Source organism: Paraburkholderia sediminicola, assembly GCF_046030555.1.
GTDB classification, from domain to species: domain Bacteria; phylum Pseudomonadota; class Gammaproteobacteria; order Burkholderiales; family Burkholderiaceae; genus Paraburkholderia; species Paraburkholderia sediminicola_E.
Map to the genome: position 1 here is coordinate 1 of NZ_JAQQCH010000043.1, position 23,028 is coordinate 23,028.

Annotated in this window: 20 protein-coding genes; 9 read left to right on the plus strand and 11 right to left on the minus strand. The window is 62.1% G+C overall.

Going from position 1 to position 23,028, the window contains the following annotated elements:
* Positions 1 to 351 precede the first annotated feature (351 nt).
* Both PQQ52_RS33360 and PQQ52_RS33365 read left to right on the plus strand, forming a co-directional pair.
* A complete protein-coding gene (locus PQQ52_RS33360; RefSeq protein ID WP_408221151.1) occupies positions 352 to 1,158 on the plus strand; it encodes a DUF72 domain-containing protein in 807 nt (268 codons plus the stop codon).
* A 122-nt stretch (positions 1,159 to 1,280) separates the two neighbouring features.
* Positions 1,281 to 2,399, plus strand: a complete 1,119-nt coding sequence (locus PQQ52_RS33365; protein WP_408221093.1) for a 3-deoxy-7-phosphoheptulonate synthase — start codon at positions 1,281 to 1,283, stop codon at positions 2,397 to 2,399.
* A 253-nt stretch (positions 2,400 to 2,652) separates the two neighbouring features.
* Here PQQ52_RS33365 and PQQ52_RS33370 read toward each other — a convergent pair whose 3' ends face one another.
* Positions 2,653 to 2,931: an HU family DNA-binding protein gene (locus PQQ52_RS33370; RefSeq protein WP_006049832.1), complete on the minus strand. Its 279-nt coding sequence runs from the start codon at positions 2,929 to 2,931 to the stop codon at positions 2,653 to 2,655.
* Between the two features lie 564 nt (positions 2,932 to 3,495).
* Here PQQ52_RS33370 and PQQ52_RS33375 point away from each other — a divergent pair.
* A complete protein-coding gene (locus PQQ52_RS33375; RefSeq protein WP_408221095.1) occupies positions 3,496 to 5,490 on the plus strand; it encodes a putative bifunctional diguanylate cyclase/phosphodiesterase in 1,995 nt (664 codons plus the stop codon).
* 103 nt (positions 5,491 to 5,593) lie between these two features.
* Here PQQ52_RS33375 and PQQ52_RS33380 read toward each other — a convergent pair whose 3' ends face one another.
* The gene (locus PQQ52_RS33380) at positions 5,594 to 6,322 is read right to left on the minus strand and encodes a DUF899 family protein (RefSeq protein WP_408221097.1); all 729 of its coding nucleotides are present in this window, start codon (positions 6,320 to 6,322) and stop codon (positions 5,594 to 5,596) included.
* On the minus strand, positions 6,315 to 6,698 hold the full coding sequence (locus tag PQQ52_RS33385) for a hypothetical protein (RefSeq protein ID WP_408221099.1): 384 nt from the start codon (positions 6,696 to 6,698) through the stop codon (positions 6,315 to 6,317). The genes PQQ52_RS33380 and PQQ52_RS33385 overlap by 8 nt, the downstream gene beginning before the upstream one ends.
* Between PQQ52_RS33385 and PQQ52_RS33390 the strand changes: the two genes are divergently transcribed.
* Positions 6,680 to 7,732 (plus strand): LysR substrate-binding domain-containing protein, encoded by a 1,053-nt coding sequence (locus tag PQQ52_RS33390; RefSeq protein ID WP_408221100.1) that lies wholly within the window; start codon positions 6,680 to 6,682, stop codon positions 7,730 to 7,732. The two genes, PQQ52_RS33385 and PQQ52_RS33390, sit on opposite strands and share 19 nt — an antisense overlap.
* A 119-nt stretch (positions 7,733 to 7,851) precedes the next feature.
* The gene (locus PQQ52_RS33395; protein WP_408221102.1) at positions 7,852 to 9,102 is read left to right on the plus strand and encodes an MFS transporter; all 1,251 of its coding nucleotides are present in this window, start codon (positions 7,852 to 7,854) and stop codon (positions 9,100 to 9,102) included.
* Between the two features lie 101 nt (positions 9,103 to 9,203).
* Here the strand turns inward: PQQ52_RS33395 and PQQ52_RS33400 are convergent, their stop codons facing one another.
* Complete coding sequence (locus tag PQQ52_RS33400; protein WP_408221104.1) at positions 9,204 to 9,809, minus strand: peroxidase-related enzyme; 606 nt, start codon at positions 9,807 to 9,809, stop codon at positions 9,204 to 9,206.
* 265 nt (positions 9,810 to 10,074) lie between these two features.
* Between PQQ52_RS33400 and PQQ52_RS33405 the strand changes: the two genes are divergently transcribed.
* Positions 10,075 to 11,094, plus strand: a complete 1,020-nt coding sequence (locus PQQ52_RS33405) for a VTT domain-containing protein (RefSeq protein WP_408221106.1) — start codon at positions 10,075 to 10,077, stop codon at positions 11,092 to 11,094.
* Between the two features lie 81 nt (positions 11,095 to 11,175).
* On the opposite strand, the gene PQQ52_RS33410 is transcribed toward PQQ52_RS33405, so the two are convergent.
* From PQQ52_RS33410 to PQQ52_RS33440, 7 genes are all read right to left on the minus strand, one after another.
* Complete coding sequence (locus PQQ52_RS33410) at positions 11,176 to 13,482, minus strand: TonB-dependent receptor (protein WP_408221108.1); 2,307 nt, start codon at positions 13,480 to 13,482, stop codon at positions 11,176 to 11,178.
* A gap of 399 nt (positions 13,483 to 13,881) precedes the next feature.
* Positions 13,882 to 14,967: an ABC transporter substrate-binding protein gene (locus PQQ52_RS33415; protein WP_408221110.1), complete on the minus strand. Its 1,086-nt coding sequence runs from the start codon at positions 14,965 to 14,967 to the stop codon at positions 13,882 to 13,884.
* Between the two features lie 64 nt (positions 14,968 to 15,031).
* Positions 15,032 to 15,442 (minus strand): ExbD/TolR family protein, encoded by a 411-nt coding sequence (locus PQQ52_RS33420; RefSeq protein WP_408221112.1) that lies wholly within the window; start codon positions 15,440 to 15,442, stop codon positions 15,032 to 15,034.
* On the minus strand, positions 15,442 to 16,149 hold the full coding sequence (locus PQQ52_RS33425) for a MotA/TolQ/ExbB proton channel family protein (RefSeq protein WP_408221114.1): 708 nt from the start codon (positions 16,147 to 16,149) through the stop codon (positions 15,442 to 15,444). The genes PQQ52_RS33420 and PQQ52_RS33425 overlap by 1 nt, the downstream gene beginning before the upstream one ends.
* Before the next feature lie 114 nt (positions 16,150 to 16,263).
* Positions 16,264 to 17,100 (minus strand): energy transducer TonB, encoded by an 837-nt coding sequence (locus PQQ52_RS33430; protein WP_408221116.1) that lies wholly within the window; start codon positions 17,098 to 17,100, stop codon positions 16,264 to 16,266.
* A gap of 45 nt (positions 17,101 to 17,145) precedes the next feature.
* Complete coding sequence (locus PQQ52_RS33435) at positions 17,146 to 18,231, minus strand: ABC transporter substrate-binding protein (RefSeq protein WP_408221118.1); 1,086 nt, start codon at positions 18,229 to 18,231, stop codon at positions 17,146 to 17,148.
* A gap of 48 nt (positions 18,232 to 18,279) precedes the next feature.
* Positions 18,280 to 19,461, minus strand: coding sequence for an LLM class flavin-dependent oxidoreductase (locus PQQ52_RS33440; protein ID WP_408221119.1), 1,182 nt, complete (start codon positions 19,459 to 19,461; stop codon positions 18,280 to 18,282).
* Between the two features lie 454 nt (positions 19,462 to 19,915).
* Here PQQ52_RS33440 and PQQ52_RS33445 point away from each other — a divergent pair, with 454 nt between their 5' ends.
* From PQQ52_RS33445 to PQQ52_RS33455, 3 genes are read left to right on the plus strand one after another with little or no spacing between them, the layout of a single operon-like run.
* Positions 19,916 to 20,992, plus strand: a complete 1,077-nt coding sequence (locus tag PQQ52_RS33445; RefSeq protein ID WP_408221121.1) for an ABC transporter substrate-binding protein — start codon at positions 19,916 to 19,918, stop codon at positions 20,990 to 20,992.
* A gap of 53 nt (positions 20,993 to 21,045) precedes the next feature.
* Complete coding sequence (locus tag PQQ52_RS33450) at positions 21,046 to 22,161, plus strand: ABC transporter substrate-binding protein (RefSeq protein WP_408221123.1); 1,116 nt, start codon at positions 21,046 to 21,048, stop codon at positions 22,159 to 22,161.
* A complete protein-coding gene (locus PQQ52_RS33455; RefSeq protein WP_408221125.1) occupies positions 22,145 to 23,005 on the plus strand; it encodes an ABC transporter permease in 861 nt (286 codons plus the stop codon). The genes PQQ52_RS33450 and PQQ52_RS33455 overlap by 17 nt, the downstream gene beginning before the upstream one ends.
* Positions 23,006 to 23,028 lie beyond the last annotated feature (23 nt).

The window sequence follows — 23,028 nt, forward strand, 5'->3', positions numbered from 1 at the left end:
AAGTGTCAACCATGTCCCCGCACACCTGTCAGCTATGTCCCCGGTCTATACACGGCCGGCAAAGAGAAGTAAGTGCCCGCCCCGCACAGGGGCGACGCTAACAAACCAATAACAATTCAAGGAAAGGCCAACGCCATAAAAACACAGACCAACAAACGCCACGCAGGCAACGAAAACAAGGAAAGCCCAACACCAAAGACACACAACAACAAAGCGCCGCGAAGGCAAAAAAACCAGGCAAACCCCAACACCTTAGGCACACAAAAAAAACAACCACAAACAAATACGCTAATCTACCTCTCCCAGCGAATCCCCAACGAAGATCAACGAACACCAACGAGGACCACCCAAATGCCATCAGCAAAAACTGGAGAAATCAGAATCGGCATCGGTGGCTGGACCTATGCCCCCTGGCGCGGCACCTTCTACCCTTCAGACCTCACGCAAAGCCGTGAACTCCAACACGCCAGCAAAAACCTCACCTCGATTGAAATCAACGGCACCTTCTACGGCTTGCAAAAACCTGCAAGCTACGAAAAGTGGTACCAGGAAACGCCGGAAGATTTCGTCTTCTCGCTAAAAGCCCCCCGCTACGCAACAAACAGAAAAGTCCTCGCGGACGCGAGCGAGACAATCGAACGTTTCTTCGCCAGCGGCGTGCTCCTGCTTAAACAGAAACTAGGCCCAATCAACTGGCAATTCGCAACCACCAAAAAGTTCGACCCTGAAGACTTCGAAGCCTTCCTGAAACTGCTCCCCGCCAGCATAGAAGGCCAAAAACTACGACACGCAATCGAAGTCCGCAACGACACCTTCAAAACCCCTGAATTCATCGCGCTAGCCAGAAAGTACAAAGTCGCCATCGTGCTGGCAGCCGACAGCGACTACCCGCAAATCGCCGACATCACCGCGCCATTCGTCTACGCCCGCATCATGGGTACAAGCGACAAAGAGGCCGAAGGCTATTCGGCCAAAGCCCTCGACGCCTGGGTCGAACGCACTCGCCAACTCGCCGCGGGCACGACACCGGATGACCTGGAAACATCCGCCGCAGCGCCCGCAAAGACCACGGCACGCGATGTCTACCTCTACGTCATCAGCGGCTTCAAGGAACGCAATCCGGCAGCCGCCATGGCGCTGATCAAACGCCTCGAATAACGGTCATCCGGCCTGCGCGCGCGAGTGTCATAATCCCGGCAGCTAGCCCGTGCAGCGATGCACCAACACTCACCCATTCAGGCCGTGAGACCACCCCAACACCCAAAGTCCGGGAGAACATTTTGAGCGCCATCGACAATCCTTTGCACGATCAGGAAGTCGGCTCGGCCGACGCCACCCAGGACACCACGCGCATCGACGACGTTCGGATCGGCGCGGTTCGCCCGCTGATTTCGCCCGCCCTGCTACAGGACGAGTTGCCTGTGCCGCCATCGGTGCAGACGCTCGTCGAGAAAACCCGCGCGGAAATCGCCGACATTCTGCACGGCCGTGACGACCGCCTCGTGATGATCGTCGGCCCGTGTTCAATTCATGACCACGACCAGGCGATCGAATACGCCCGCAAGCTCAAGGTCGCGGCTCAGACCTACAAGGACGATCTGCTGATCGTCATGCGCGTTTACTTCGAAAAACCGCGTACCACAGTCGGCTGGAAAGGCTATATCAACGACCCGCGGCTCGATGGCAGTTTCCGCATCAACGAAGGTCTGCGTCTCGCACGGCAACTGCTGCTCGACATCAACGGTCTCGGCTTGCCCACCGCCACCGAATTTCTCGACTTGCTCAGCCCGCAGTACATCGCCGATCTGATCGCGTGGGGTGCGATCGGCGCGCGCACGACGGAGAGCCAGAGTCACCGGCAGCTTGCATCAGGACTGAGCTGCCCGATCGGTTTCAAGAACGGCACGGACGGCGGCGTGCAAATCGCCGCGGACGCGATCGTTGCAGCGCGCGCGAGTCATGCGTTCATGGGTATGACCAAGATGGGTATGGCCGCGATCTTCGAAACGCGTGGCAACGACGACGCGCACGTTATCTTGCGCGGCGGCAAGAAAGGGCCGAATTACGACAGCGCCTCAGTTGATGCAACCTGCGCGGCGCTCAAATCGGCAGGCCTGCGCGAGCAGGTCATGATCGACTGTTCGCATGCGAACTCAGGCAAATCGCATTTGCGTCAACTCGACGTGGTGCAGGATCTGGCGCAGCAACTCTCGCAGCGCGAGCGCCGCATTGTCGGCGTCATGCTCGAAAGTCATCTGGAAGAAGGCCGTCAGGATCTGAAGGCCGATATGCCGCTGCGTTACGGCGTATCGATTACGGACGCCTGCGTGAGCTGGGCGCAAACCGAACCGGTGCTCGAGACGCTGGCCGAAGCGACCCGGAAACGACGCGCGGGCTGAACTCGCCGACGCGGCCTGCACGATCTCGCGCAACCAGCAACCTCAACCGACGGCTGGGGAGGCGAGCGTGCATGACGCAAACCAGAAGCAAAAACCGACCGCATAAACACCATAAGGCACCCTACGCGCCGCACCAACCACCGATCTAACATCCTTACCGGGGTTGGGCAGCGCGTAGTTCCTCACGCCCGATGCATCGGGCGCCGCGCTGCTTAGCAGCGCGCGTGGATGCTCCGGCGCAAGGCGCGTTGCATTACGACGCGTTGACGGCTTCCTTGAATGCCTTGCCGGCGGTGAACTTCACCGTCTTGGCTGCCGCGATCTGGATCTCGGCACCCGTCGACGGATTGCGGCCCACGCGTGCTGCGCGCGCGCCGGTCGAGAAAGAACCGAAACCGACCAGTTGCACCGTATCGCCACCCACCACGGCTTTGGTCACCGCTTCGACGATAGCGTCGATGGTTTGGCCGGTGGCCGCTTTGCTTTCGCCCGTCGCTGCGGCGACTGCATCAATCAGTTCCTGTTTGTTCATAGCACTTCCCGTATGGTAATCATGGAACCGGCGCCACATCTGTTGCGCCGGGACCGACACACTAACGCATAGGCGCGTATTCGCGCAAACCTTGGGTGTAAGCCTTGTATCACCCGCCCAGCGGCAATTTGACGATTTTTTGCCCCAAAGTGCCATAAGAATCGTGCGCTTACGTATTTCTCCCGCGTTACGACTGCCCGTGGCGTATCACAATCCGTTGCAATTTCAGTGCTTTAGCAGTGGCAAAGCCGCTGGAACCACGTTTTTTAACTATGTTATGGCGGACCGCACAGATTTGGCATTCAGTACCGCGCCATGCTCAGCAATAAAAAATCCGGCAAGGATAAAACAATGAAAATTCTCCATATTGCAACATGGGCGACGCCCGCCTGGTCTTGCGCAGCACGCAGCGGCGCGCGGATATCGTACAAGTTGGCGCAGCACAAATGACTCACAACCGACTCGCCTGCCGGGCGTATTTACCGCCCATTTAAAGCCGCGCGTTTTATTTCGACCGACGCCCCCTCAAGGTCTCACCCGCCCTGCCGATATACAAAGCTGCGTATGCGGCGCAAACGTTACAGGGACGGGAATGGTTCGGTTACCAGATTGAGGGAAGCGCTGTCGGTCGCGGAAGGCGACCCTGAACTCGTGCGCTCGCAACTCCAGGCGTTCGGCCGCCAGATACCGCTGCTCTATTTCATTCTGCTGGTGAACACGCTGGCAGTCTCCGTCACGCATCTGGGATCGGCGCCGGCATGGCTGTCCATTTATTTTCCGGGAGCGCTCTGCACGCTGTGTATCGTCCGTTGCGCGCGCTGGTGGCGTGTGCGGCACCGGGTGCTGACGCACGACAAGGCCGTGCCCGAACTGCGCAAGCTGATCCGGCTCGCGGGTATCTTCGGCGTCGCCTTCAGCACCTGGTCGCTCCTGCTGTTTCCCTATGGCACCGCCTATGAGCAGGCACAAGTCGCGTTTTACATGGCGACGACGCTGGTCGGCTGCGTGTTCTGTCTCATGCATCTGCGGGCGGCCGCGCTGCTCCTGCTCTCGATCGTCATCCTAAGCTTTTCGACGTTTCTGATTTCCACGCGTTCTCCGGTCTTCATCGCGATGGCCGTCGACATGACGCTGGTCGGCGTCGCACTCGCTTTCATCATCGAGCTGTATTACCGGACGTTCGCCGGCGTAGTGCACGCGCAGCGCGAATTGCAGGTGAGCCAGCAGAAAACGCAGCGACTCAGCGACGACAATTTCCGGCTCGCAAGCATCGACAGTCTGACCGACCTGCCCAACCGGCGCAGCTTCTTCGCCTCGCTGCGCGCGCTATCGGAACAGGCGCTCGGCACCGGTGGCGGCTTCAATGTCGGGCTGATCGATCTCGACGGTTTCAAACAGGTCAACGATATCTACGGACATGCAAGCGGCGACCTCGTACTGCAGGAAGTCGGCGTGCGACTGCTGGCGCTTGCCGAGCCGGGCATTTTCTTCGCGCGCCTGGGCGGCGACGAATTCGGCGTGCTGGCCCAGCACAAACTGGCAAACGAGACGCTTCTCGAGCTGGGTGAGCGCATCTGCGAAACGCTCACTGAACCGTATCGGGTAGGCGGCAATGTCGCCGAACTGACAGGTACGATCGGCTGGGCCGCGTTTCCGGAAGCGGGTACGACAGTCCAGCAGGTTTTCGAACGCGCCGACGCCGCCTTGTACGTCGGCAAGGAAAGCCGCCGCGGCACGCCGGTGATCTTCTCGACGGAACATGAAACGCGAATCCGGCGCTCGAGTCTCGTCGCCCAGGAACTCCGCCATGCGGACCTGGAGTCCGAACTGTTCCTCGAGTTTCAACCGATTTACGATGTGCTCACGCAACGCACCATCGGCATGGAGGCGCTCGGGCGATGGCACAACGAGCGGCTAGGCGCAGTCGGGCCTGAGGAATTTATTCGGATTGCAGAGCGTACCGAACTGATTCTGCGCGTCACTGAAGTGCTGCTGCGCAAAGCGCTCGGCGAAGTATCGCGCTGGCCGTCCGATCTTTACCTGTCGTTCAATCTCTCCGCGATCGATATTTCGTCTTCGCCGCGCGCTCGCCGCCTGATCGATATCGTGTTGGACAGCGACGTGCCCGCGCATCGCGTGACCTTCGAAATCACCGAAACCGCGGTGACGCGCGATTTCGAGCAGGCTCACTGTTCGCTCACGATGATCAAGCAAGCCGGCTGCCACGTCTCACTCGACGATTTCGGCACCGGCTATTCGAGCCTCAGCTACGTGCACCGGCTGCCGTTCGATACGATCAAGATCGACCGCAGCTTTATGACCGACGTGGATTCCAATAGCGCGTCGAAGAAGATCGTCAAGTCGGTGCTCGATCTGTGCAGAAATCTAGGGCTCGAATGCATCGTGGAAGGACTCGAAACGTCATCGCAAGCCGATGTCGTCAAGGCGCTGGGCGCTCGCGCGATGCAGGGCTATCTGTTCGGCAGACCGATGCGAGCGAGCGCCGTCGCGACCTATTTGCAGGCGACGCTCGGGCAAGGTTACGTCGTTGAGATGTAGGCGCTCTACTCCCATGTCTCGTGCGAATCAGCACGAAACGCGCGAGGGACAGACAAGGCACCGACAAGACACGCGCAAGACACACGTGCACGACACGGCATGACTAGCGCGCCACAGTGCCGTATTCCAGCTTCGGATACCAGTCGCTGCCGCGACCGCCGGGCGTCATGTCGAGCACCGTCCAGAGCGGCATTACATCAGGGGCGCCACGTGGATCCTGGCCTGGGTCCGCTGTCGACGGGCCCATTTCGGCGGCCCAGAAGTGCCGCACCGTGTTGCCTGAACGCGTGAACACGTTGAACGCAGGATTATCGTCGCCGCCCGGATCTTCCGCGGCATAGTCGCGGTTAAAAGTATTCCCGCCCGACGAATACAGCCGCAGATGCCGCCAGCCGCGCTCTTTTTTGAACGCCACCAGCTTGTCGATCGGCGAGCGGCCGATCACGGCAAATGCCACGCGTTGCAATATGTCGGGCATTTCACCGTCGTAGGCGCTCAGGAGCGAGGTGCACATTGGACAGGGTCGCGCGCGCTGCGGACCAAACATCCAGTTGTAGGTGATGAGGGTGTCATGCGCGCCGAACATCTCCGACAGCGTCACCGTGCCCGCCTCGCCCTCGAAGCGATAGTCCTGCGGCACGGCACCGCCAGGCGGCAGCGCACGGCGCTGCACGGCCACGCGCTCAATATGTCGGCGCAATTCGATTTCCTCGGCCAGCAGATCGTTGCGCGCGTTGCGATATTCCGCACTCTCGCCCGGAAAGCGGCGAGGCGAATCGGCCAGCAACCGGGCCGGTTTCAGCGTTTGTGCGGATGGGTCTACGTCAGTCATCAGCCACCTCCTCTTGCGGTAAAAAGGATAAAGGGCACGATAGCGGCGCGATGCAGTGCGTCGCACGCAACCGCGAACGCATTTTCGCCCCTATATGGCCACGACGAACGGCGTGCCGGAAAATCGACAGCGCCAGGGAATTTTTTTGCACGCCGTCCTGGTAGGGCTTTTGAGCGATTCCGTTCGACATGGGGACGAGGCCCGAACAATCCGCAAAGACACGGGAACAACTCGTGGACAACCCACCGACAACGATCGAAACCGCATTGCAAGGTATCCTTTCGCGAAACAGCATGCGCGCGCCGGCGCGCTTTTGCACCGTCACGGCGCCCGCCGCGCCGCCCTTGAGGATGCACCATGCCGCTTCGTCTGCCACCTCTGCCAGCGCTTCGCTTCTTCGAGGCGGCCGGCAGGCATCAAAGTTTCAAGCTCGCCGCGGCGGAACTGAACGTCACGCCAAGCGCGATCAGTCACGGCATTGTCGGCCTGGAGCAGTCACTGGGTGTCGAATTGTTCGTGCGAGAACCGCGCGGAATTTCGCTCACGGCGACGGGTGTCGATTACCTGTCGTACGTATCCGAAGCGTTTTCGCTGATCGCGATTGGCACGCAGCGTCTGCCGAATCACCGCGCGAATCGCCCGATCGCGCTGAGTTGCGCGCCCACATTAGCCTCGCGCTGGCTGCTGCCGCGCCTCGCCGCCTTTCGCACGCGCTGGCCGCACGCGAACGTCACTGTCGATACCTCGCACCGTCAGGTCGGCTTTCCCGTCGACGGTTTCGATTTCGCCATTCGCCTGAGCCGCGCCCCGGTCGCGGGGACCGCCTGGACGCGTCTATTCAGTGAACGCCTGGTGCCGGTGTGCAGCCCCGCTTACATGGATAATCTACGCGACGAACACGGCAACGTCGATCTGCGCCGCGCGACGCTCATTCACGTGAACTCGGCAAGCGAGGACTGGCAGGCGTGGTTCGACGGGGTCGCCTTAGACGGGGTCGCCTTAGACGGGGTCGCCTTAGACGGGATCGCCTTAGACAAGGTCGCCTTAGACGGGGTCGCCTCAGACGAGGTCGCGCGAAACGGAGTCGTCCTGGACGGTATCGAATTGAACGATGGCTTGCGCGTCGACACGATCCAGCTTGCTTTCGAAGCCGCGAGCATGGACCTCGGTGTCGCGCTCGGCAGACGGCCACTGGTGGACCGCGATCTCGATAGCGGCACACTCGTCGAGGCCTGTTCACAAACGATCGCCTCCTCCACAGCTTATTGGCTGGTGTCCGCGCAAAACGCGGAGAGCGCGGAACATCGCCCGGAACTGTTCGACTTCAAGCAGTGGCTACTCAGCGAAGCGGCCCCGTTCGACAACCCACCTGCTGCTGCCGACACGGCATTGCGCCACGCCGACCACTGACCGCGCAGTTGACCTGCGGTCAACCTGAACAGGTGAGCCACGCTCATCTGTCGTCAAAGTCTTTTCCTTTGCTGCTTCTGACGCTCGCTGCGACCATGGTGTCGAAGGAGATCAGAACCATGTCCACGACAAATAGCAAACGCCTTGCCTTCCCGCTGAGTCAAACGACGCTCGTGATCCTCGCTGGCGCGCTGATTCTGAGCGCCGCGATGGGCATCCGGCAGACCTTCGGCCTCTTCATCGGGCCGTTCTCGTTCGACCGCGGCCTGCCCGTCACGCTGATCGCTTTCGCCATTGCGCTGCACAACCTGGTGTGGGGCTTCGCGCAACCATTCGCGGGCGCTGCCGCGGACCGCTATGGCTCGGCGCCGGTGGTCGCGTTCGGCGCGACCACATTCGCAGCGGGCCTGGGCGTCGCCGCCGTGGCACCATCGGGCCCGATGCTGATTGTCGGCATGGGTCTGCTGGTCGGCATCGGCGTGAGTTGCACGACGTTCGGTGTGGTGTTGCCGGCGGTCGGCCGCATCGCGTCCCCGGAAAAACGCAGCATGGCAATGGGTCTTGTCAGCGCAGGCGGCTCGGCAGGACAGGTGCTACTGATCCCGCTCGTGCAGAGCGTCCGGCTCAGCTCGGGCATTGCCACCTCGCTCTTTGTGCTGGCCTTCCTGATGCTGCTGGTCGCGCCGCTCGGCATTGTGCTCGACCGCCGTCAAAGCGTCGGCACGCGAGTCCAGGAACCGCCCGCTGCGCCGCTTCGCAAGGTACTCGCTCAGGCGGTCGGACATCGCGGATATCGGCTCCTGACACTCGGATTCTTCACCTGTGGATTTCAACTCGCGTTCATCTCCACCCATCTGCCTGAATATCTGACGCTCTGTCATATGCCTGTCGGGCTGGGCGCAACGGCGCTCGCGCTGATCGGCCTGTTCAACATGGCGGGCAGTTGGGGATGCGGCTGGCTCGGCGGCCGGTTCCGCCAGCACCATGTGCTCGGCTGGCTTTATCTGATTCGAAGCGTGACGATCGGCACCTTCTTCCTGCTGCCGAAAACCTCCGTGTCGGTCGTCATCTTCGCGGCCATGATGGGTCTGACCTGGCTCGGGACCGTGCCGCTCACGAGCGGAGTCGTGGCAAAAGTGTTCGGCACTCGGCACCTCGGCAGTCTCTTTGGGGTCTGCTTTCTAAGCCACCAGATCGGCTCGTTTCTGGGCGCCTGGCTAGGCGGCCTGGTGTTCGATCTGACCGGTTCGTATTCGTTGCTGTGGGAAGCCACGGTTGCGGCAGGGCTCATTGCCGCGATACTGCACTTCCCGATCGACGATGCCGCTGTCAGCACGCCAGCCATTCGCCCCGAGTCGGCGGGGGCGTGAGTGTGAACCTGGGAGCAGGCGAACGGGCGTCGATGCGTGAGTGAGCGTGTGAGCACGTATCCACGTCCGCCCTGATCCACAGCAAGCCAAGCGCTCCGATGCTATTTTCGCGGTGTGTCCGCCGCCGCCTTCGGCACGCGTCCCATCAGATAGAACTCGTCGTTTGGGCGCATGGAAATGACGTTGGCCATCCGGTTCGACAAACCAAAAAATGCCGTGATGGCCGCGATATCCCACACGTCTTCATCGGAAAAACCGTGTTCACGCAGCGTCTGAAAATCGGCATCGTCGACGGTGCCGGATTCGCGGCAGACCTTCAGCGCGAAGTCGAGCATCGCCCTCTGACGCGCTGTGATATCCGCCTTCCGATGATTGACGGCCACCTGATCCGCAAGCAACGGCGCCTTTTCGTAAATGCGCAGAATCGCGCCATGTGCGACCACGCAATACAGGCACTGATTCACCGCACTCGTGGCGACGACGATCATCTCGCGCTCGCCCTCGGTTAAGCCGCCTTCTTTCAGCATCAACGCGTCGTGGTACGCAAAAAACGCGCGAAATTCGTCTGGCCGGTGCGCCAGCGTCAGGAATACGTTCGGAACAAAGCCGGCTTTCTCCTGCACTTCCAGAATCCGGGCGCTGATATCGTCCGGCCACTCGGCCGGCTCGGGCACAGGGTAGCGGCTGATCGGTTGAAGGTTTGCCATGTGGTGCCTCCGTGGTATCTGTATGTGCACGACGGTTGTAGCAACCGTGCCGTTGAACGAAGTGTGCGCCCCGTAGCGCGCTTTTGCCAACCTGTGCTTAAATCCTCAATGTGAGCTGCCATTTTCGTACCGGTCGGCTGAACGAGCCGTACGGTCGCCCACTCGCCGTGCGGCAAGTACCGAACACGCACGACCCGCTCACAACACTCGCCGAACGGGCGCGGACTGTTTCAAATACCTTCATTGCACCAAGAGGAGCGTGGTTGTGTGGCATTTTCCGATTGCTATTCCACCCTCGCTGGGCGTATGGGCCGTGTTCATGAGCGTGCTCGTCACGCAACTTGGCCTGCCAATTCCAGCGGCGCCAATGCTGATCCTCGGCGGAACGATGGCGGCAATGGGACAGGCCTCATACGCCAGCGTCATCGGCGCCGCCGTCGGCGCGACGCTGATTGCGGACTCGCTGTGGTTCTTCACCGGGCGAACGTACGGCCGGCGCTTGCTAAATCATCTGGTGCGCTTCTCGCTCTCGCTCGACACCACCGTGCGCCTCGCACGCAATACCTATGAACGATACGGGGCGCCGATCCTCACCGTCGCGAAGTTCCTCCCCGGCCTCGGTCTGATCTCGGCGCCGCTGCTCGGCACCACGCCAATCAACGTTGGCACGTTTCTGCTGTGGGATTTTGTCGGCGCGGTGCTGTGGGCTGGCGTATGGGTGATCGGCGGCGCAGCGCTGCACGATCAGATCGTGCAGCTCGTTCTGCTCGTGCGCCACAACGGCGGCACGATTTTCGACGCGTTCGCGGCGATCTTCGTTGCCGCGCTCCTCTATCGCTGGGTGCGCCGCAGGCAGTTTCGCCGCTGGCTCGCACATGTGCGCATTTCGCCGGAGCAGCTCGACGAACTGATGAAATCCCATGAGCCGCCGCTGATACTCGATGCGCGGCCGCACAGCATCCGCGCGAAAGAATCGCATCGGATTGCCGGCGCGCAGCTGCTGGATCTCGATTCGCCCGAGCCACTGCATCCGGAGTTGCTGAAGCGGCCGATTGTCGTCTACTGCGTGTGCCCCAACGAAGCGACGGCCAAGCGAATCGTCACCCAGTTGCATCGGAAGAATATCCATCACGTAAAAGCGCTCAAGGGCGGCCTCGACGCGTGGGAAAAACGCGGCTATCCGGTCGAGCCACTGCCACCCGACTTCGAGACGGCGATGGCCCATATGTCCGAAGACGAGGGCAACGAGGGCGAATACACGGTACGGGCGAGATTGGCGAAGTGACTTCGCGCGCCACCGCCTGGCGCGGAGAACGAAGCTTGCAGCCCTTGCTTCGTCAGGGCTGCAAGCCGCACGAACCCCTGATCAGATCTTCGCCGTAAACGTCAAACCGAAGACGCGCGGGTCGCCGTACAACACCGGATACGCGCCATAAGACGGCAACAGCTCCAGCTTTTTATAGACCTTGTTGGTCAGGTTCGTCACGTAGCCGGTCAGAATGTATTTCTGATTCGACGACACGTACGATACGTGCGCATTCATCACCGTATAGCCTGCCTGCCACAACTGCGGCACGGTTTGACGCGTCGCGCTGAAATACTCGGTGCTGCGATAGTTGATATCGCCACCAACTGCGATCGAGCCCACCGGCAGCGGCACGCGGTATTCCCCGCCAACATCGATCGTGGTGTGCGGCGAGCGTGCGAACGAATTGCCCACCGCGGTCGGCACATTGGCAAACTCGGTAAAGCGCGTGTTCAGCAGCCCGAGGTTGGCGAACAAATAGAGGCTGTTGAGCGGCTGCGCCTTCAATTCAAGTTCGAAACCATCGGCACGCCCCTGCCCCGCGTTCGACAATGTGGACACCGGTGCGCCGCCTAACGGATTTGGCGCGAGCGCGAAGACCTGAATGTCGCGGTAGTCGTAATGGAAGACGCTCGCGTTGGCGGTCAAGCGCTTGTCGAACCATTCGCTCTTGATGCCGGCCTCGTAGTCGGTCAGATATTCAGGCGTAACCGTCGACACGGTGCTTTGCGTATAGGCACTGCCGTTGTAGCCCCCCGAGCGGAAGCCGCGTGCGTAGCGGATATAAGCCCGCACGTTATTGCTGATCGCGTATTCGGGCGTCAGATCCCACGTCGGCGCACGCCACGTGTTGGTCTGATTCTGCCGTGCGCTCACCGCGAGCGGCGACGTGATCGACGACGGATCCCACCAGTTACTCACATCGCTGAATGAAACGGGACCGCTATTCTGCAAGCCGGTCAGATTGATCGTCTTGCGTTCGATCGTATAGCGCAGGCCGCCGGTCAGATTGAAGCGATCGGTGAAGCGATACTTCACGCTACCGAACACTGCAGCGCTTTGCGTGTGCTGGGTCAGTTCGGTCAGGTGATAGTAGGTGGCCGCCGGGCCGCCCGGCGCATCCGGCAAACCACCCCCGGCGCCTTCCTCGCTCAACTCCTCGGTGAAGAAGTGCGCCCCTGCGATCCAGCTCAATCGGTCATTCTGTGGCGACTCGAGACGAAACTCCTGCGAGAACTGATGCGACGCAAGCGTATCGTGTGAACGCGCCGCATCGTAGGGCGAGTAGTCTTCATCGTCCTGGTACCAACGGTTCAGACCTTCCAGCGCGGTAATCGAAGTCAGCGTCAGGGCACTGTTGATATGCCAATGCGCCGTCAGCGAGCCGCCATAAGACGCAATATGATCGCTCGACGGCGCATTCAACGAGACCGTGCCCGGATCGCTTGAGCCAACGAAGCCAAACTGGTTCGAACCGTTAGCAGCAGCCCCCTGTGCGTGCCACGGGTCGCCACCGCCGGTGTAATTGCGGCCGTGGATGTTCAGCAGGAAATCTGAATTCGAGGTCGGCACCGCAAGTAACTGGAAGCGCACCGCGTTGTCGTGAAAGCCGCCGAAGCGGCCGCCCGCCTCCGTGTTGGTGTAAAAACTGTCGCCGTTCTCGTGATACACCGAAATGCGGGCCGCCAGCACGTCGTTGCTGCCGATCGGACCGCCGATCGCCGCTTCGGCAAGCCGGCTGTTGTACTGGCCGAAGCCTACCTTCCCATAGCCGTCCACGTCGAACGTCGGCTTCTTCGAGGTCAGGCTCACTGCGCCACCGATTGTATTCTTGCCCCACAACGTGCCCTGCGGCCCGCGCAGCACCTGGATATTGTCGAGGTCGAAAAGCGGGAAGCCCTGGCCGAACACGCTGTTGATATAAACGTCGTCGAAGTAGACGCCGATCGGGCTCAGCGACAGATCCGACGGATCGTTGCTGCCGACGCCGCGCAGGAACCAGCGCGGCCGTTCACGTCCTTCGGTGGACTGCGCCGTGAAGTTCGGTACATACTTGGTGATGTCGTTGACGACGCGCAATTCGTTGTTCCTGATGCTGTCGCCACTCAACGCGGTGACGGCGACCGGCACTTCCTGAATGCTTTCCTTGCGTCGGCGCGCGGTGACCGTGACCGCGCCCAGATTCGTGTCGGGCGCGGCCTTGCCCGCGTTTTTCGCTTTCACTTTTGGCTTCGCCTGTACCGCCGCACCGGTCGCGTCGGCTGAAGCATCGTTTGCCGCGTTATCCGCAGCCCATGCCGGCGACATCAGCACACCACCAGCAAGCACTCCCCCGAGCGCAACGACGAGTGTTTTTCTCTTGAACATTGACTTCGCTATCCTTATTCAATTGTTGTTTGATTGCGCCCGCAACCGAGTGCTTTCCTTCGTGCGCGAGCGATGCGGCACGCATGGGGTGCTCTATTGCAAGTCGGATGCCAGGCGAAGCGGCCCGTCACACAAGGCTTGTGTGAACGAAGCGAGTGGTGATTGCTGCTGGCGCACCCGTGGGGTGGTGTTGGGGTGTTGCGTGCGCAGCACCCCAACACAGGGACAGCTACTGATCGGGAAAATGCGTGCGAATAATCCGCAAGGTTCGCTCTGTGGGAGCGTGATGCCAGCTTCGCGATGGGCAACTTGAACGCGACGAGGCGACCGCGATCAGAACTATTCAACACCTTCCATCAGGATGCCGAACCTATTTTTCAGATTAAATCACCATCAGGCTCATCGGTGCAAATCCGATAGCGATGCGACATAGCGATGTGATTGCGCGAGCGCGCGTGGATCGATCCACGCATGAATATCGAAATCCGCTGGCAGAAAGCCCCATTCCACCAGGAAGCCTTTGAAATCGTCGAGCGCGGCGATCGACGTGTCGTCGAGATCCGTACGCAAGCGTTGATGCACGTCGTCGCCGTAAGCGAGACGCAGCCAGTCGTCGCCCGAACCCGTTTCGCGGCCCAGATAACCGAGCACTTCCTGCTTGTGCTCGCGCGCCCAGCCGTCCACGTCGATCACGCGCGCCAGAAAGCGGCTCACAATCTCCGGATGGTTCTCGAGGGTGGTCGCATTGACCGTCAACGGCCGTGGCGAGCCGTTGTTGATGCGAACCTTCGGCTCCGGATGAAAGCCGATATCGACCACGATCCGCGCGCCGATCAGGTAAGCACTCTCCAACCCGAGCGAACCTTTCACATAAATCGCATCGACTTCCCCACGCACCAGCGCCGCGATCTCCGCCGAATAAAGACGACGACTGCTGACGCTGCCCGGATTGCTGAAGGTCGCCGCGGGCAGCGCGCCGCCATCCGCACGCTCGCGTACGCTGGCTGCCGTAACGTCGACCCGTTCGACATCGCGCGCGGACAAGCCCTCGAGCTCCAGCACGCTGACAAAACCGCGCAGCGCGGCCGCACGAAAAATATCGATCCGCTCGCCCGCGCGCTTCGGCAGGCCAACGCGGCGTCCCGCCAGGTCTTTCGCCGTGCGGATGCCGGAGTCAGGCAGCGCAACAATAGCCTGCGCTTCGTCGACCCACGTCAGCGCGATCACACGCGTATCGGCCCCGGCGGAACGCGCCCACAACGCCGGGATGCTGCCGCCCTGGCGAAACGAATTGTCCAGCGTGTGATCGATATGCGAGGCGCGCTGCGCCGCATGCTGCGTTTCCTGTAGCGAGCGCACGGTGATGCCGTCGCGCGCGAATTCGTCGTCGAGCCAGCCGAGATGCGCGGCGATGCCGAGCGGTGTCGGTACCGGGCAGCGCGTGTACCAGATCGACTGGATGTTGTCTGAAACCGAAGTGCTCATGTGTTGTTCCGATAAGGAGTCGCGAGGTCGCGTGTCTGCCGTGATTAACTGTGATTAGCCGTGGCTAGCCGTTATTGGCCGTCAATACCGACAGCCTGCTGATGCCGGCGTGCTCGATCGCCGCCATCAGCTTCGCCACCGTGCCGTAGGGCACGCCCTCGTCGGCCTGCAGGTTGAGCGCGACGTCCGGGTTGTTCGCCTTGAGCGCCGACAGCTCCGCGCCGATCAGGCGCAGGTCGGTGGGCCGTTTGTCGAGGTACACCACGCCCTTTGCGTCGACACTGACGGTCACGGCCGGCTTCTGATCGGCGGGCGCCGTGGCGACCGTCCTGGGCAGATTCACGTGCACCGCGTTGTTGAGCAACGGTGCAGTGACGATGAACGCAACCAGCAGCACCAGCATCACGTCGACGAGCGGCGTGATGTTGATTTCGCTCAGCACGTCATCGTTATCGGAAGAGGATGAGAAGGCCATTATGCGAACGCCTCGTTGACGGTCTTCAGGCTCGGTTGCGCACGCGCCGCCGTGCCCTGCACACGGAATCCGGCCTTCTGCGCGAGCGTGACGAAATCGGTTGCGAAACCGTCGAGATCAGCGGAGGCCGCTTTCACCCGGCGCACGAAGAAGTTGTAGGCGAGCACCGCCGGCACCGCGACCGCGATGCCGACGCCCGTCGCCACCAGCGCTTCGCCGATCGGCCCGGCCACCACGTCGATGCTGGCCGACGCGCTGTGGGTGATCGCCGTCAGTGCGTGAATGATGCCGAACACGGTGCCAAACAGGCCGACAAACGGCGCCGTGCTGCCGATCGAGGCCAGTACCGCGAGCCCTGCTTCGAGGCGGCGGCGTTCGTTCTGGATCTGCTGACGCAGGTGGCGCTCCAGCAGATCGTGGCGGCTCCAGCTATGTTCGAGATCCTGACCATTGCCTTCGTCGGCGCGCTGCAAGGTCCCGAAGCCCGTCGCGGCAACGCGGCCCACCGGACTCACGCCGGGCTCCAGCGCCGCCGCCGCATGAAAACTGCTGGCCGCCCAGAACTGCTTTGCGTAGCGCCGGCTCTGCACGCTCGCGCGCACGCTTTGCACGGCCTTGACGAGAATGAGTGTCCACGTCACCACCGAGAAAATCCCCAGCAGCCAGAGCGCGCCCTGCACGATGAAAGTCGTTGAAATGCCATTCATGATGTTTGATTCCTTTTTGGTGCGATGTACGGTTCGAAATTCAATTCAGTTCGAAATCCAGATCCGGTGTTGAACAGAAAGCATGCGATTCGTCCGTCATACGGACAGCGCGCTTCAGCCCAGCTTGAAGTCGATCGGCACGTTGACCCACCCGTCGACCGCTTCCTCTCCCCGTTTGGCCGGCACGAAGCTCCAGCGCCGGACTGCGGCCACCGCGGCGTCGTCGAGCATCTTGCGGCCGCTGCTGATCCTGATATCGACCGAGTCAGGTTTGCCGTTTGGCAGCACATGCACGCGCAGCAACACGCGCCCTTCCCATCCCTGATCCTGTGCGATCGGCGGATAGTCGGGCGCCGGGTTATGCAGATACGCCGCGTTGCCGATCGGCGCGGTTTCAGCCACCGGCGCGGGTGGCGCGGCGGGCGCCGGTGCAACTGGCGCCGGGATGTGCGCGGTGGCGGTGTCGGCCGGCGTTGTCGTTTGCGGCGACGGTGTCACGAGCGGTCCGACGGCAGGCGCCGGCTTCGACGCCGGGGCACGCGTCAGCGGGCGTGGTAGCTGCGGTTGCTGTTTAACGGGCTGCGGTGTGGGCGGCGGTACCTGCCTGGCCTGCGGCAACGGCACGGGCGGGCGCGTCAGCTCCACCGTCATCGGCAGAGGTTTGGGCGGCACGACAGGCCCGAGCGGCTCCACGTGTCCATGCCTTGCCACCAGCATGAACGCCGCGTGCAGCGCGAGGATCAGCAAAGCGGCAGCGCCGATCTCGCCCCATGTCCTGCGCGTCACCCTTGCCCCCTGTCCCGTCACGGGCGCGCGCTGCGTGAGCGGCTGCTGCTGCGGCGGCAGTGGCGCGAACGCAGGCGCGCTGAAGCGGCGCACCGCCGAGCCGCTCCAGCGCGCCCCGTGGCGCCGCGCATGCCTACCCGAACCCTCCATGGTCAGAAACGTCACAATCCACTCCTTACTGATTTGCACGCCGAAAGAGCGCACGCCACGCTAGGCGACCCATGCGCGGCGATATTTCGATACCTCGGTGTACGGCTGCGGCTCGATCCATGCGCGCGCATCGAAGTCGTGCTCGAGAAAACCCCATTCGAACAGGAAGTCCTTGAACGCCACGAGACCGTCGATCGAGGTCTGCGCGAGATTGGTTTCCAGATGCCGATGTACTTCGCTGCCATAGGCATAGCGCACCCACTCGTCGGACGAGCGGGTCTCACGGCCGATATAGGCAACGGTCTCGGCCGGATGCTTCGTCGCCCAGTCACCGGCCGCCACCACCACCGATACGAACCGGCTGACCAGATCGGGGCGCTCGTCGATGAGCGCCTGGTCCACCGTCAATGTGCGCGGCGTACCGTTGCCGATGCGCACCAGCGGATCGGGATGCCCGCCCAGATCGATCACCACGTGCGCGTCGATCAGATGCACGGTCTCGAGTCCAGCCACGCCCTTCACGAAAATCGCATCGACGTCGCCACGCACCAGCGCCGCCACCTCAAGACCGTATTCATGCGGCCCGCGAAACGGCGATCCATTGCCGGGCGCCTGCCCAAGCCTGCCGATAGCAATCCGCGCTTCACCATCGTCGCGCTTCGGCTCCGGTAGATCGATCCACTGCGCGTCGCTATGCCCAAGGCCTTCGAGTTCGAGTGCGGTAAGGAAACCTTTGAGCGCAGCAGCGCGCCAGAAGTCGATACTGATCGCGTGTTGCGGCAGGCCCAGACGCCGTCCACGCAGATCGCGCGAATGGCGAATGCCACTGCCCGGCAAGGTGACGATGGCCTGAAACTCGTTGGTCCATGAGAGGCCGACGACTCGCGTCGTCGCGCCTCGCGAACGTGCCCACAGCGCCGGAATATTGCCGCCCTGGCGAAACGACGACGGCAGGCTGTGATCGAAATGCGACTCGCGTATGGCAGGCTCGCGGGTCTCCTGCAGCGAATTCAGGGTGATGCCGTCCGGGCCGAACTCCTCGTCGAACCAGCCGCGGTGAACGGCTATGCCGAGCGCGGTCGGCACGGGACAGCGGGTGTACCACAGTGCAGTGGACGTCGCGGCTTGCGCAACGGTTGTACTCATCGTTGGATTCCTTGGTTGTTGTTGTGCTCGGTCCTGATCGCCCTTGACTCAGGCGAGCGCGACCCGCAACGCCGCTGCGGTTCTGCGCGCGTCGATCGCCCCCGCCACCAATGGCAGGACTTCCTCGCCGACGCGGTACGCTTCTTCCAGATGCGGGTTGCTCGCCAGAATGAAGGTTGATACGCCGATGTCTACGTACTCGGCGAGCCGCTCCGCGACCTGCTCGTGGCTGCCCACGATCACACAGCCTGGGCCGCCGCGGATCTTCGACATGCCGGCCCACAGGTTCGGCCCGACGATCAGATCGTCGAAATGCTGGGTATTGCCCTGGTGCAGCGCGAACTGTCGCTTCGCGCCAACCGACTCCGAATCGCCGACGCCAACCGTGCGCCGCGTGCCACCCAGTTGCGTCGAGTCGCTAACGGTGGCGAACATCTGCCGCAATTCCGCCCATGCCTGTTCTTCCGTTTCGCGCGCGAGGATGTCGATGCGCATGCCGAAGCGCAGATCGCGCTCAGCGTTTTGCGCGTCGAGCGCCTGGCGCGCGCGGTCGATCACCTCTTTCTGTTTGGCAAGCGGCTCGCCCCAGCTCAGATGCACGTCACCGTGTTTGGCAGCCACCGCCATCGCGGCGTCGCTGGCGCCAGCCAGATAGATACGTGGCACAGGTTGGCTGTGCAACGGCGCGACCAGGCCGCCTGCTTCGACCTGATAGAAGCGGCCCTTGTGCGTGTAGGGCTCACCGGCGGAATAGCCCTTCACCACATCGAGAAATTCATCGGTGCGCGCGTAACGACTGTCGTGGTCGATAAAGTCGCCATACGCGCGCTGGTCCGCCCCGCCGCCGCCCGTCACGATGTTCCATTCCACCCGGCCGCGGCTAATCCGCTGCAAGCTGGCCGCCATTTGCGCCGCATACGCCGGATGCATGAACCATGGCTGCATCGCGATCAGTAAGCGCAGATTGCGGGTCTCGCGTGCCAGCGCCGCGGCAACCACCCACGGCTCCTCCGTAAAGCGGAAGATTGGAATCAACGCGCCGTGAAACCCGACCAGATCCGCTGCGCGCGCCACCTGGGACAGATAGTCGATGTAGCCAAAATCGTCGCTATGCGTTTTTGGCGCGACGCGCGACGCCGTCTGGTTATTCCACTCGCCACGGGTATGCCGGTCGTGTGCGCGTCTGCCATCGCCGTGCATCGGCAAGCGCCACAGAAATTCGACAGCCATTGATCTGTTCTCCTTGGTGTTTGCGTCGGGTCGGCCACGCGGTAACACGCGCCCTAACCGGTTCGGCCCCTCTCTAAGCACGGCCTATGCCAATTGCAAAGAAGCGGCCTTCGATTGGCTCGCAATGCCCGATGGCCACGCGCATTGCGGACGCTTCGGCTTCCGTCGATCCGGGCGCAGACAGCCTGCCCATAAGTTGCTGCATCAGCACCCCGCGTGTTGCTGGCGCAACACCGCTTTGGCTAAGTGCTGCTGGAGCAACACCTGCGAAGGGGCCGACCACCGCGCCATACCGTTGACATCGGCGTGCATGGCCGAGCCGCACGCCCGCTCCGCGCCACCGGCAGGAGCCGCACGCGCCTGGCCTGGAATTTGCATTTATCTGTCCGCGCCGCCGCTACCGCTTTCGCGCGCCAATCGGCGGGCAGCACGAACCTCAATATGGAAAACGCACATGACAGACAGGCCCGATTCGTCATCGGACAAACAGCATTCCTTCTGGTACGCACGCTCACCGGTGCCGACGCCGCTCGGCATCGCCGTGCATCTCGGCTGGCTCAACGGCGAGTTGTCGGCCGATGGCGTCGCGATCCGCTCGCTGCGCGATTCGGCCGGACACGACGCGTCGTCGATCAGCGATCACACGCTAGCGATGTCGTTTCGTCAGGGCGGCAGCATTCCGGCGATGTGGGCGCGCTCGCATCGGGCCGATACGCGCGTGATCGGCCTATCCTGGGTCGATGAATCGCAGTTGATCCTGACGCTGCCGGGCGCCGGGATCCAGTCGGTCAAACAACTGCGTGGGCGGCGCATCGCAATTCCGCGCCGTTCGACCGACCGCATCGATATCTTTCGCGCTTCGGCGCTGCGCGGTTTCGTCAATGCATTGAGTCTGGAAGGCATGACGACGCGCGACGTCGAACTGATCGATGTGGAAGCACGCACGCTGCAGGCGGTCGGCGAGGATCCCGCAACGGAACTCTTCACCTTGCCGCTCGGCCTGTCGAGCCGCGCGCTATATGCCGCGGAAGCGAGCGCCTTGCTGCGCGGCACGGTGGATGCGATCTACGTGAAGGGGTCGGTCGGGCTGGAAGTGGCGCAACTGATCGGCGCACAAGTCGTGATTGATATCGGCTTTCATCCTGAGTCGCATATCCGCAACAACAACGGCACGCCGCGTCCGCTCACGGTGAATGCGGAAGTGCTCGCCAATCATCCAGATATCGTCGCCGGCTTTCTGAAGCTCGTGGTCGCCGCGGGCGACTGGGCGCGCATGCATCCCGACGAAACCGCCCAGTACGTATCGCACGAAACCGCGTCGGCGATCGAGTGGGTGCACGCGGCTTATGGCGGCAACCTGCATCACCATCTCGGCGTGAACCTGGAAGCGGAATCAATCGCCGCGCTCGACGACTTCAAGAACTTCCTGTTCGAGTGGGGATTCCTCGAAGCCGACTTCGAGATCGCCGACTGGATCGATCCACGCCCGATGGCCGATGCGCTGCATTCGACACTCAAGCGGCGCGCGTAAACGAACGCGCCGCCCGGCTTCCACCACTACGCTCAAGGTCTGATCCGCACATCATGAAACGTTCATCTGCTCTTTCCCTTTTGCTAAGGCGCGCATTCGTCGCATGGTCGATGACGGTACCGCTCACCGCCGCCGCGTTGCTTGGCCCCTCCGTGGCGCGCGCCGACGATGCACCGAAAGTCGTGCGGATCGCCGTGGTCGCTTATTCAAACGGCGGCAAAACGCAATATGCAGGCGCCTCCGCTTTAATCGACGCCGACAAGTCGCTGGAACAGGCGTTGGCCGCACGCCATATCAAGCTGCAATGGGTGCCGGTCTCGACCGCGGCGGTCGGCACGCTGGTCAACGAGGCGTTCACGAATCACAGCATCGACTTCGCAGGCTACGGTGACTTGCCTTCGGTCGTGGTCAACGCGTCCGGCACGCATACCAGGCTGATCGTGCCGGGCGGCGTGGGCAGCAACACCTATCTGGTGGTGCCGGCCAATTCGACGGCGAAGTCGATCGTCGATCTGAAAGGCAAGCGGATCGCGCTTAATCGCGGGCGTCCGTGGGAAGTGACGTTCGGCAAACTGCTGGCAGCCAACGGCCTGAAACTGTCCGACTTCAAGATCTACAACCTCGATCCGCAAGCCGGCGCCGCTGCCGTTGCCGCGGGACGGGTCGATGGATTCTTTACGCTCTCGGACGCTTACCCGCTCGTGGACAAGCAGGTCGGCAAAATCATCTGGTCGACCAAGGACGCACCGGACGCGTGGAAGATGCGCGCGGAGCTCTGGGCCTCCGACGATTTCGTGCGTCAGTACCCTGACGTCACGCAACTGGTCGCGACCGCTTACGTACGTGCAGCCTACTGGATTTCGCAACCGCAGAATCGCGACGCCTACATCAAGATTCTCAGTGCTTCAGGCCAACCCGAAAACGTCGTGCGCCGGGAGTACGACGACGAGAAGCTGCCGTGGAAAGACCAATGGACGCCGCTGTTCACGCCGTCGCTCAGTGCGCATTACCGCGACGTGTCGGCGTATAGCCAGCAGGCCAAACTCACCTCCGGCGGCGTGGACGTCAATAGCCTGCTCGCGCCGCAGTTCGTCAACAACGCGTTGAAGGAACTCAAGCTTGAACGCTACTGGGATACGAGCGCTACGACGAATGTCGCAAACCGTTGATACGGTGGCGGGTGCCGGGGCATCCGCGCCACCCACACCCCTCACTCAGGCAAGGGCGAACCCCGTCTTTCGCGTGCGTGCTTTCGCGCACCGCGCTTCCTCGCTACTGTGGTGGGTTTCGCCCGCGATGCTGTTCCTGCTCTGGTGGTACGCGAGCGCACAGCACTGGTTCGCGCCGCAACTGCTCGTGCCGCCGCACAAGGTCTATGACGCCTTCGGCACGCTCGCGGCGGGCGGCGACCTGCAGGACAACCTGCTGATCACCTTGCGTCGTCTGGCAACCGGCTTCGTATGGGGCGGACTGCTCGGCGTTGCGTGCGGCATATTGCTCGCCGTGAACCGCGTCTTCTCCGACTACGTGCGCCCGCTTTTCGACATCCTGCGGCAGGTGCCGACGCTGACACTGATACCGATACTGATTCTGCTCATCGGCATCGACGAACCGCTCAAAGTGGTGGTGGTCGCCAAAGCGGTGTTCTTTCCGGTCGCGCTTGCCACCTACGGGGGCGTGCAAGGCGTCCCGCGTGATCTGGTCGAAATGGCGCGCCACTATGGGCTCGGTCGCCTCGCGTTGTTGCGCGACGTGCTGCTGCCCTCAGCGGTTCCGTCGCTGCTCACGGGTATCCGCATTGCGATGTCGCGCTCATGGCTCGCACTGGTCGCGGTCGAGTTACTGAGCGCCGACAGTGGCATTGGCGAAATGATGGAGATGGCGCGGCAGATGCTTCGTATCGATATTGTGATGGTCGACGTGATCGCCATCGGATTGATCGGTTTTGCCCTCGATCAGAGCATCGCACTCGTGCAACGCCGCGTGTTGCGCTGGCAAACACCCAATCGTTGAATCAACTTTCCTTTGAAGCGCCA

What these genes read in the sequence shown, in the direction of transcription:
- PQQ52_RS33360 (WP_408221151.1), top strand. Translation starts at nt 352, where the DNA reads ATGCCATCAGCAAAAACTGGAGAAATCAGAATCGGCATCGGTGGCTGG.
- PQQ52_RS33370 (WP_006049832.1), bottom strand. Translation starts at nt 2,931, where the DNA reads ATGAACAAACAGGAACTGATTGATGCAGTCGCCGCAGCGACGGGCGAA.
- PQQ52_RS33375 (WP_408221095.1), top strand. Translation starts at nt 3,496, where the DNA reads ATGCGGCGCAAACGTTACAGGGACGGGAATGGTTCGGTTACCAGATTG.
- PQQ52_RS33380 (WP_408221097.1), bottom strand. Translation starts at nt 6,322, where the DNA reads ATGACTGACGTAGACCCATCCGCACAAACGCTGAAACCGGCCCGGTTG.
- PQQ52_RS33390 (WP_408221100.1), top strand. Translation starts at nt 6,680, where the DNA reads ATGCCGCTTCGTCTGCCACCTCTGCCAGCGCTTCGCTTCTTCGAGGCG.
- PQQ52_RS33395 (WP_408221102.1), top strand. Translation starts at nt 7,852, where the DNA reads ATGTCCACGACAAATAGCAAACGCCTTGCCTTCCCGCTGAGTCAAACG.
- PQQ52_RS33400 (WP_408221104.1), bottom strand. Translation starts at nt 9,809, where the DNA reads ATGGCAAACCTTCAACCGATCAGCCGCTACCCTGTGCCCGAGCCGGCC.
- PQQ52_RS33410 (WP_408221108.1), bottom strand. Translation starts at nt 13,482, where the DNA reads ATGTTCAAGAGAAAAACACTCGTCGTTGCGCTCGGGGGAGTGCTTGCT.
- PQQ52_RS33415 (WP_408221110.1), bottom strand. Translation starts at nt 14,967, where the DNA reads ATGAGCACTTCGGTTTCAGACAACATCCAGTCGATCTGGTACACGCGC.
- PQQ52_RS33420 (WP_408221112.1), bottom strand. Translation starts at nt 15,442, where the DNA reads ATGGCCTTCTCATCCTCTTCCGATAACGATGACGTGCTGAGCGAAATC.
- PQQ52_RS33425 (WP_408221114.1), bottom strand. Translation starts at nt 16,149, where the DNA reads ATGAATGGCATTTCAACGACTTTCATCGTGCAGGGCGCGCTCTGGCTG.
- PQQ52_RS33435 (WP_408221118.1), bottom strand. Translation starts at nt 18,231, where the DNA reads ATGAGTACAACCGTTGCGCAAGCCGCGACGTCCACTGCACTGTGGTAC.
- PQQ52_RS33440 (WP_408221119.1), bottom strand. Translation starts at nt 19,461, where the DNA reads ATGGCTGTCGAATTTCTGTGGCGCTTGCCGATGCACGGCGATGGCAGA.
- PQQ52_RS33445 (WP_408221121.1), top strand. Translation starts at nt 19,916, where the DNA reads ATGACAGACAGGCCCGATTCGTCATCGGACAAACAGCATTCCTTCTGG.
- PQQ52_RS33450 (WP_408221123.1), top strand. Translation starts at nt 21,046, where the DNA reads ATGAAACGTTCATCTGCTCTTTCCCTTTTGCTAAGGCGCGCATTCGTC.
- PQQ52_RS33455 (WP_408221125.1), top strand. Translation starts at nt 22,145, where the DNA reads ATGTCGCAAACCGTTGATACGGTGGCGGGTGCCGGGGCATCCGCGCCA.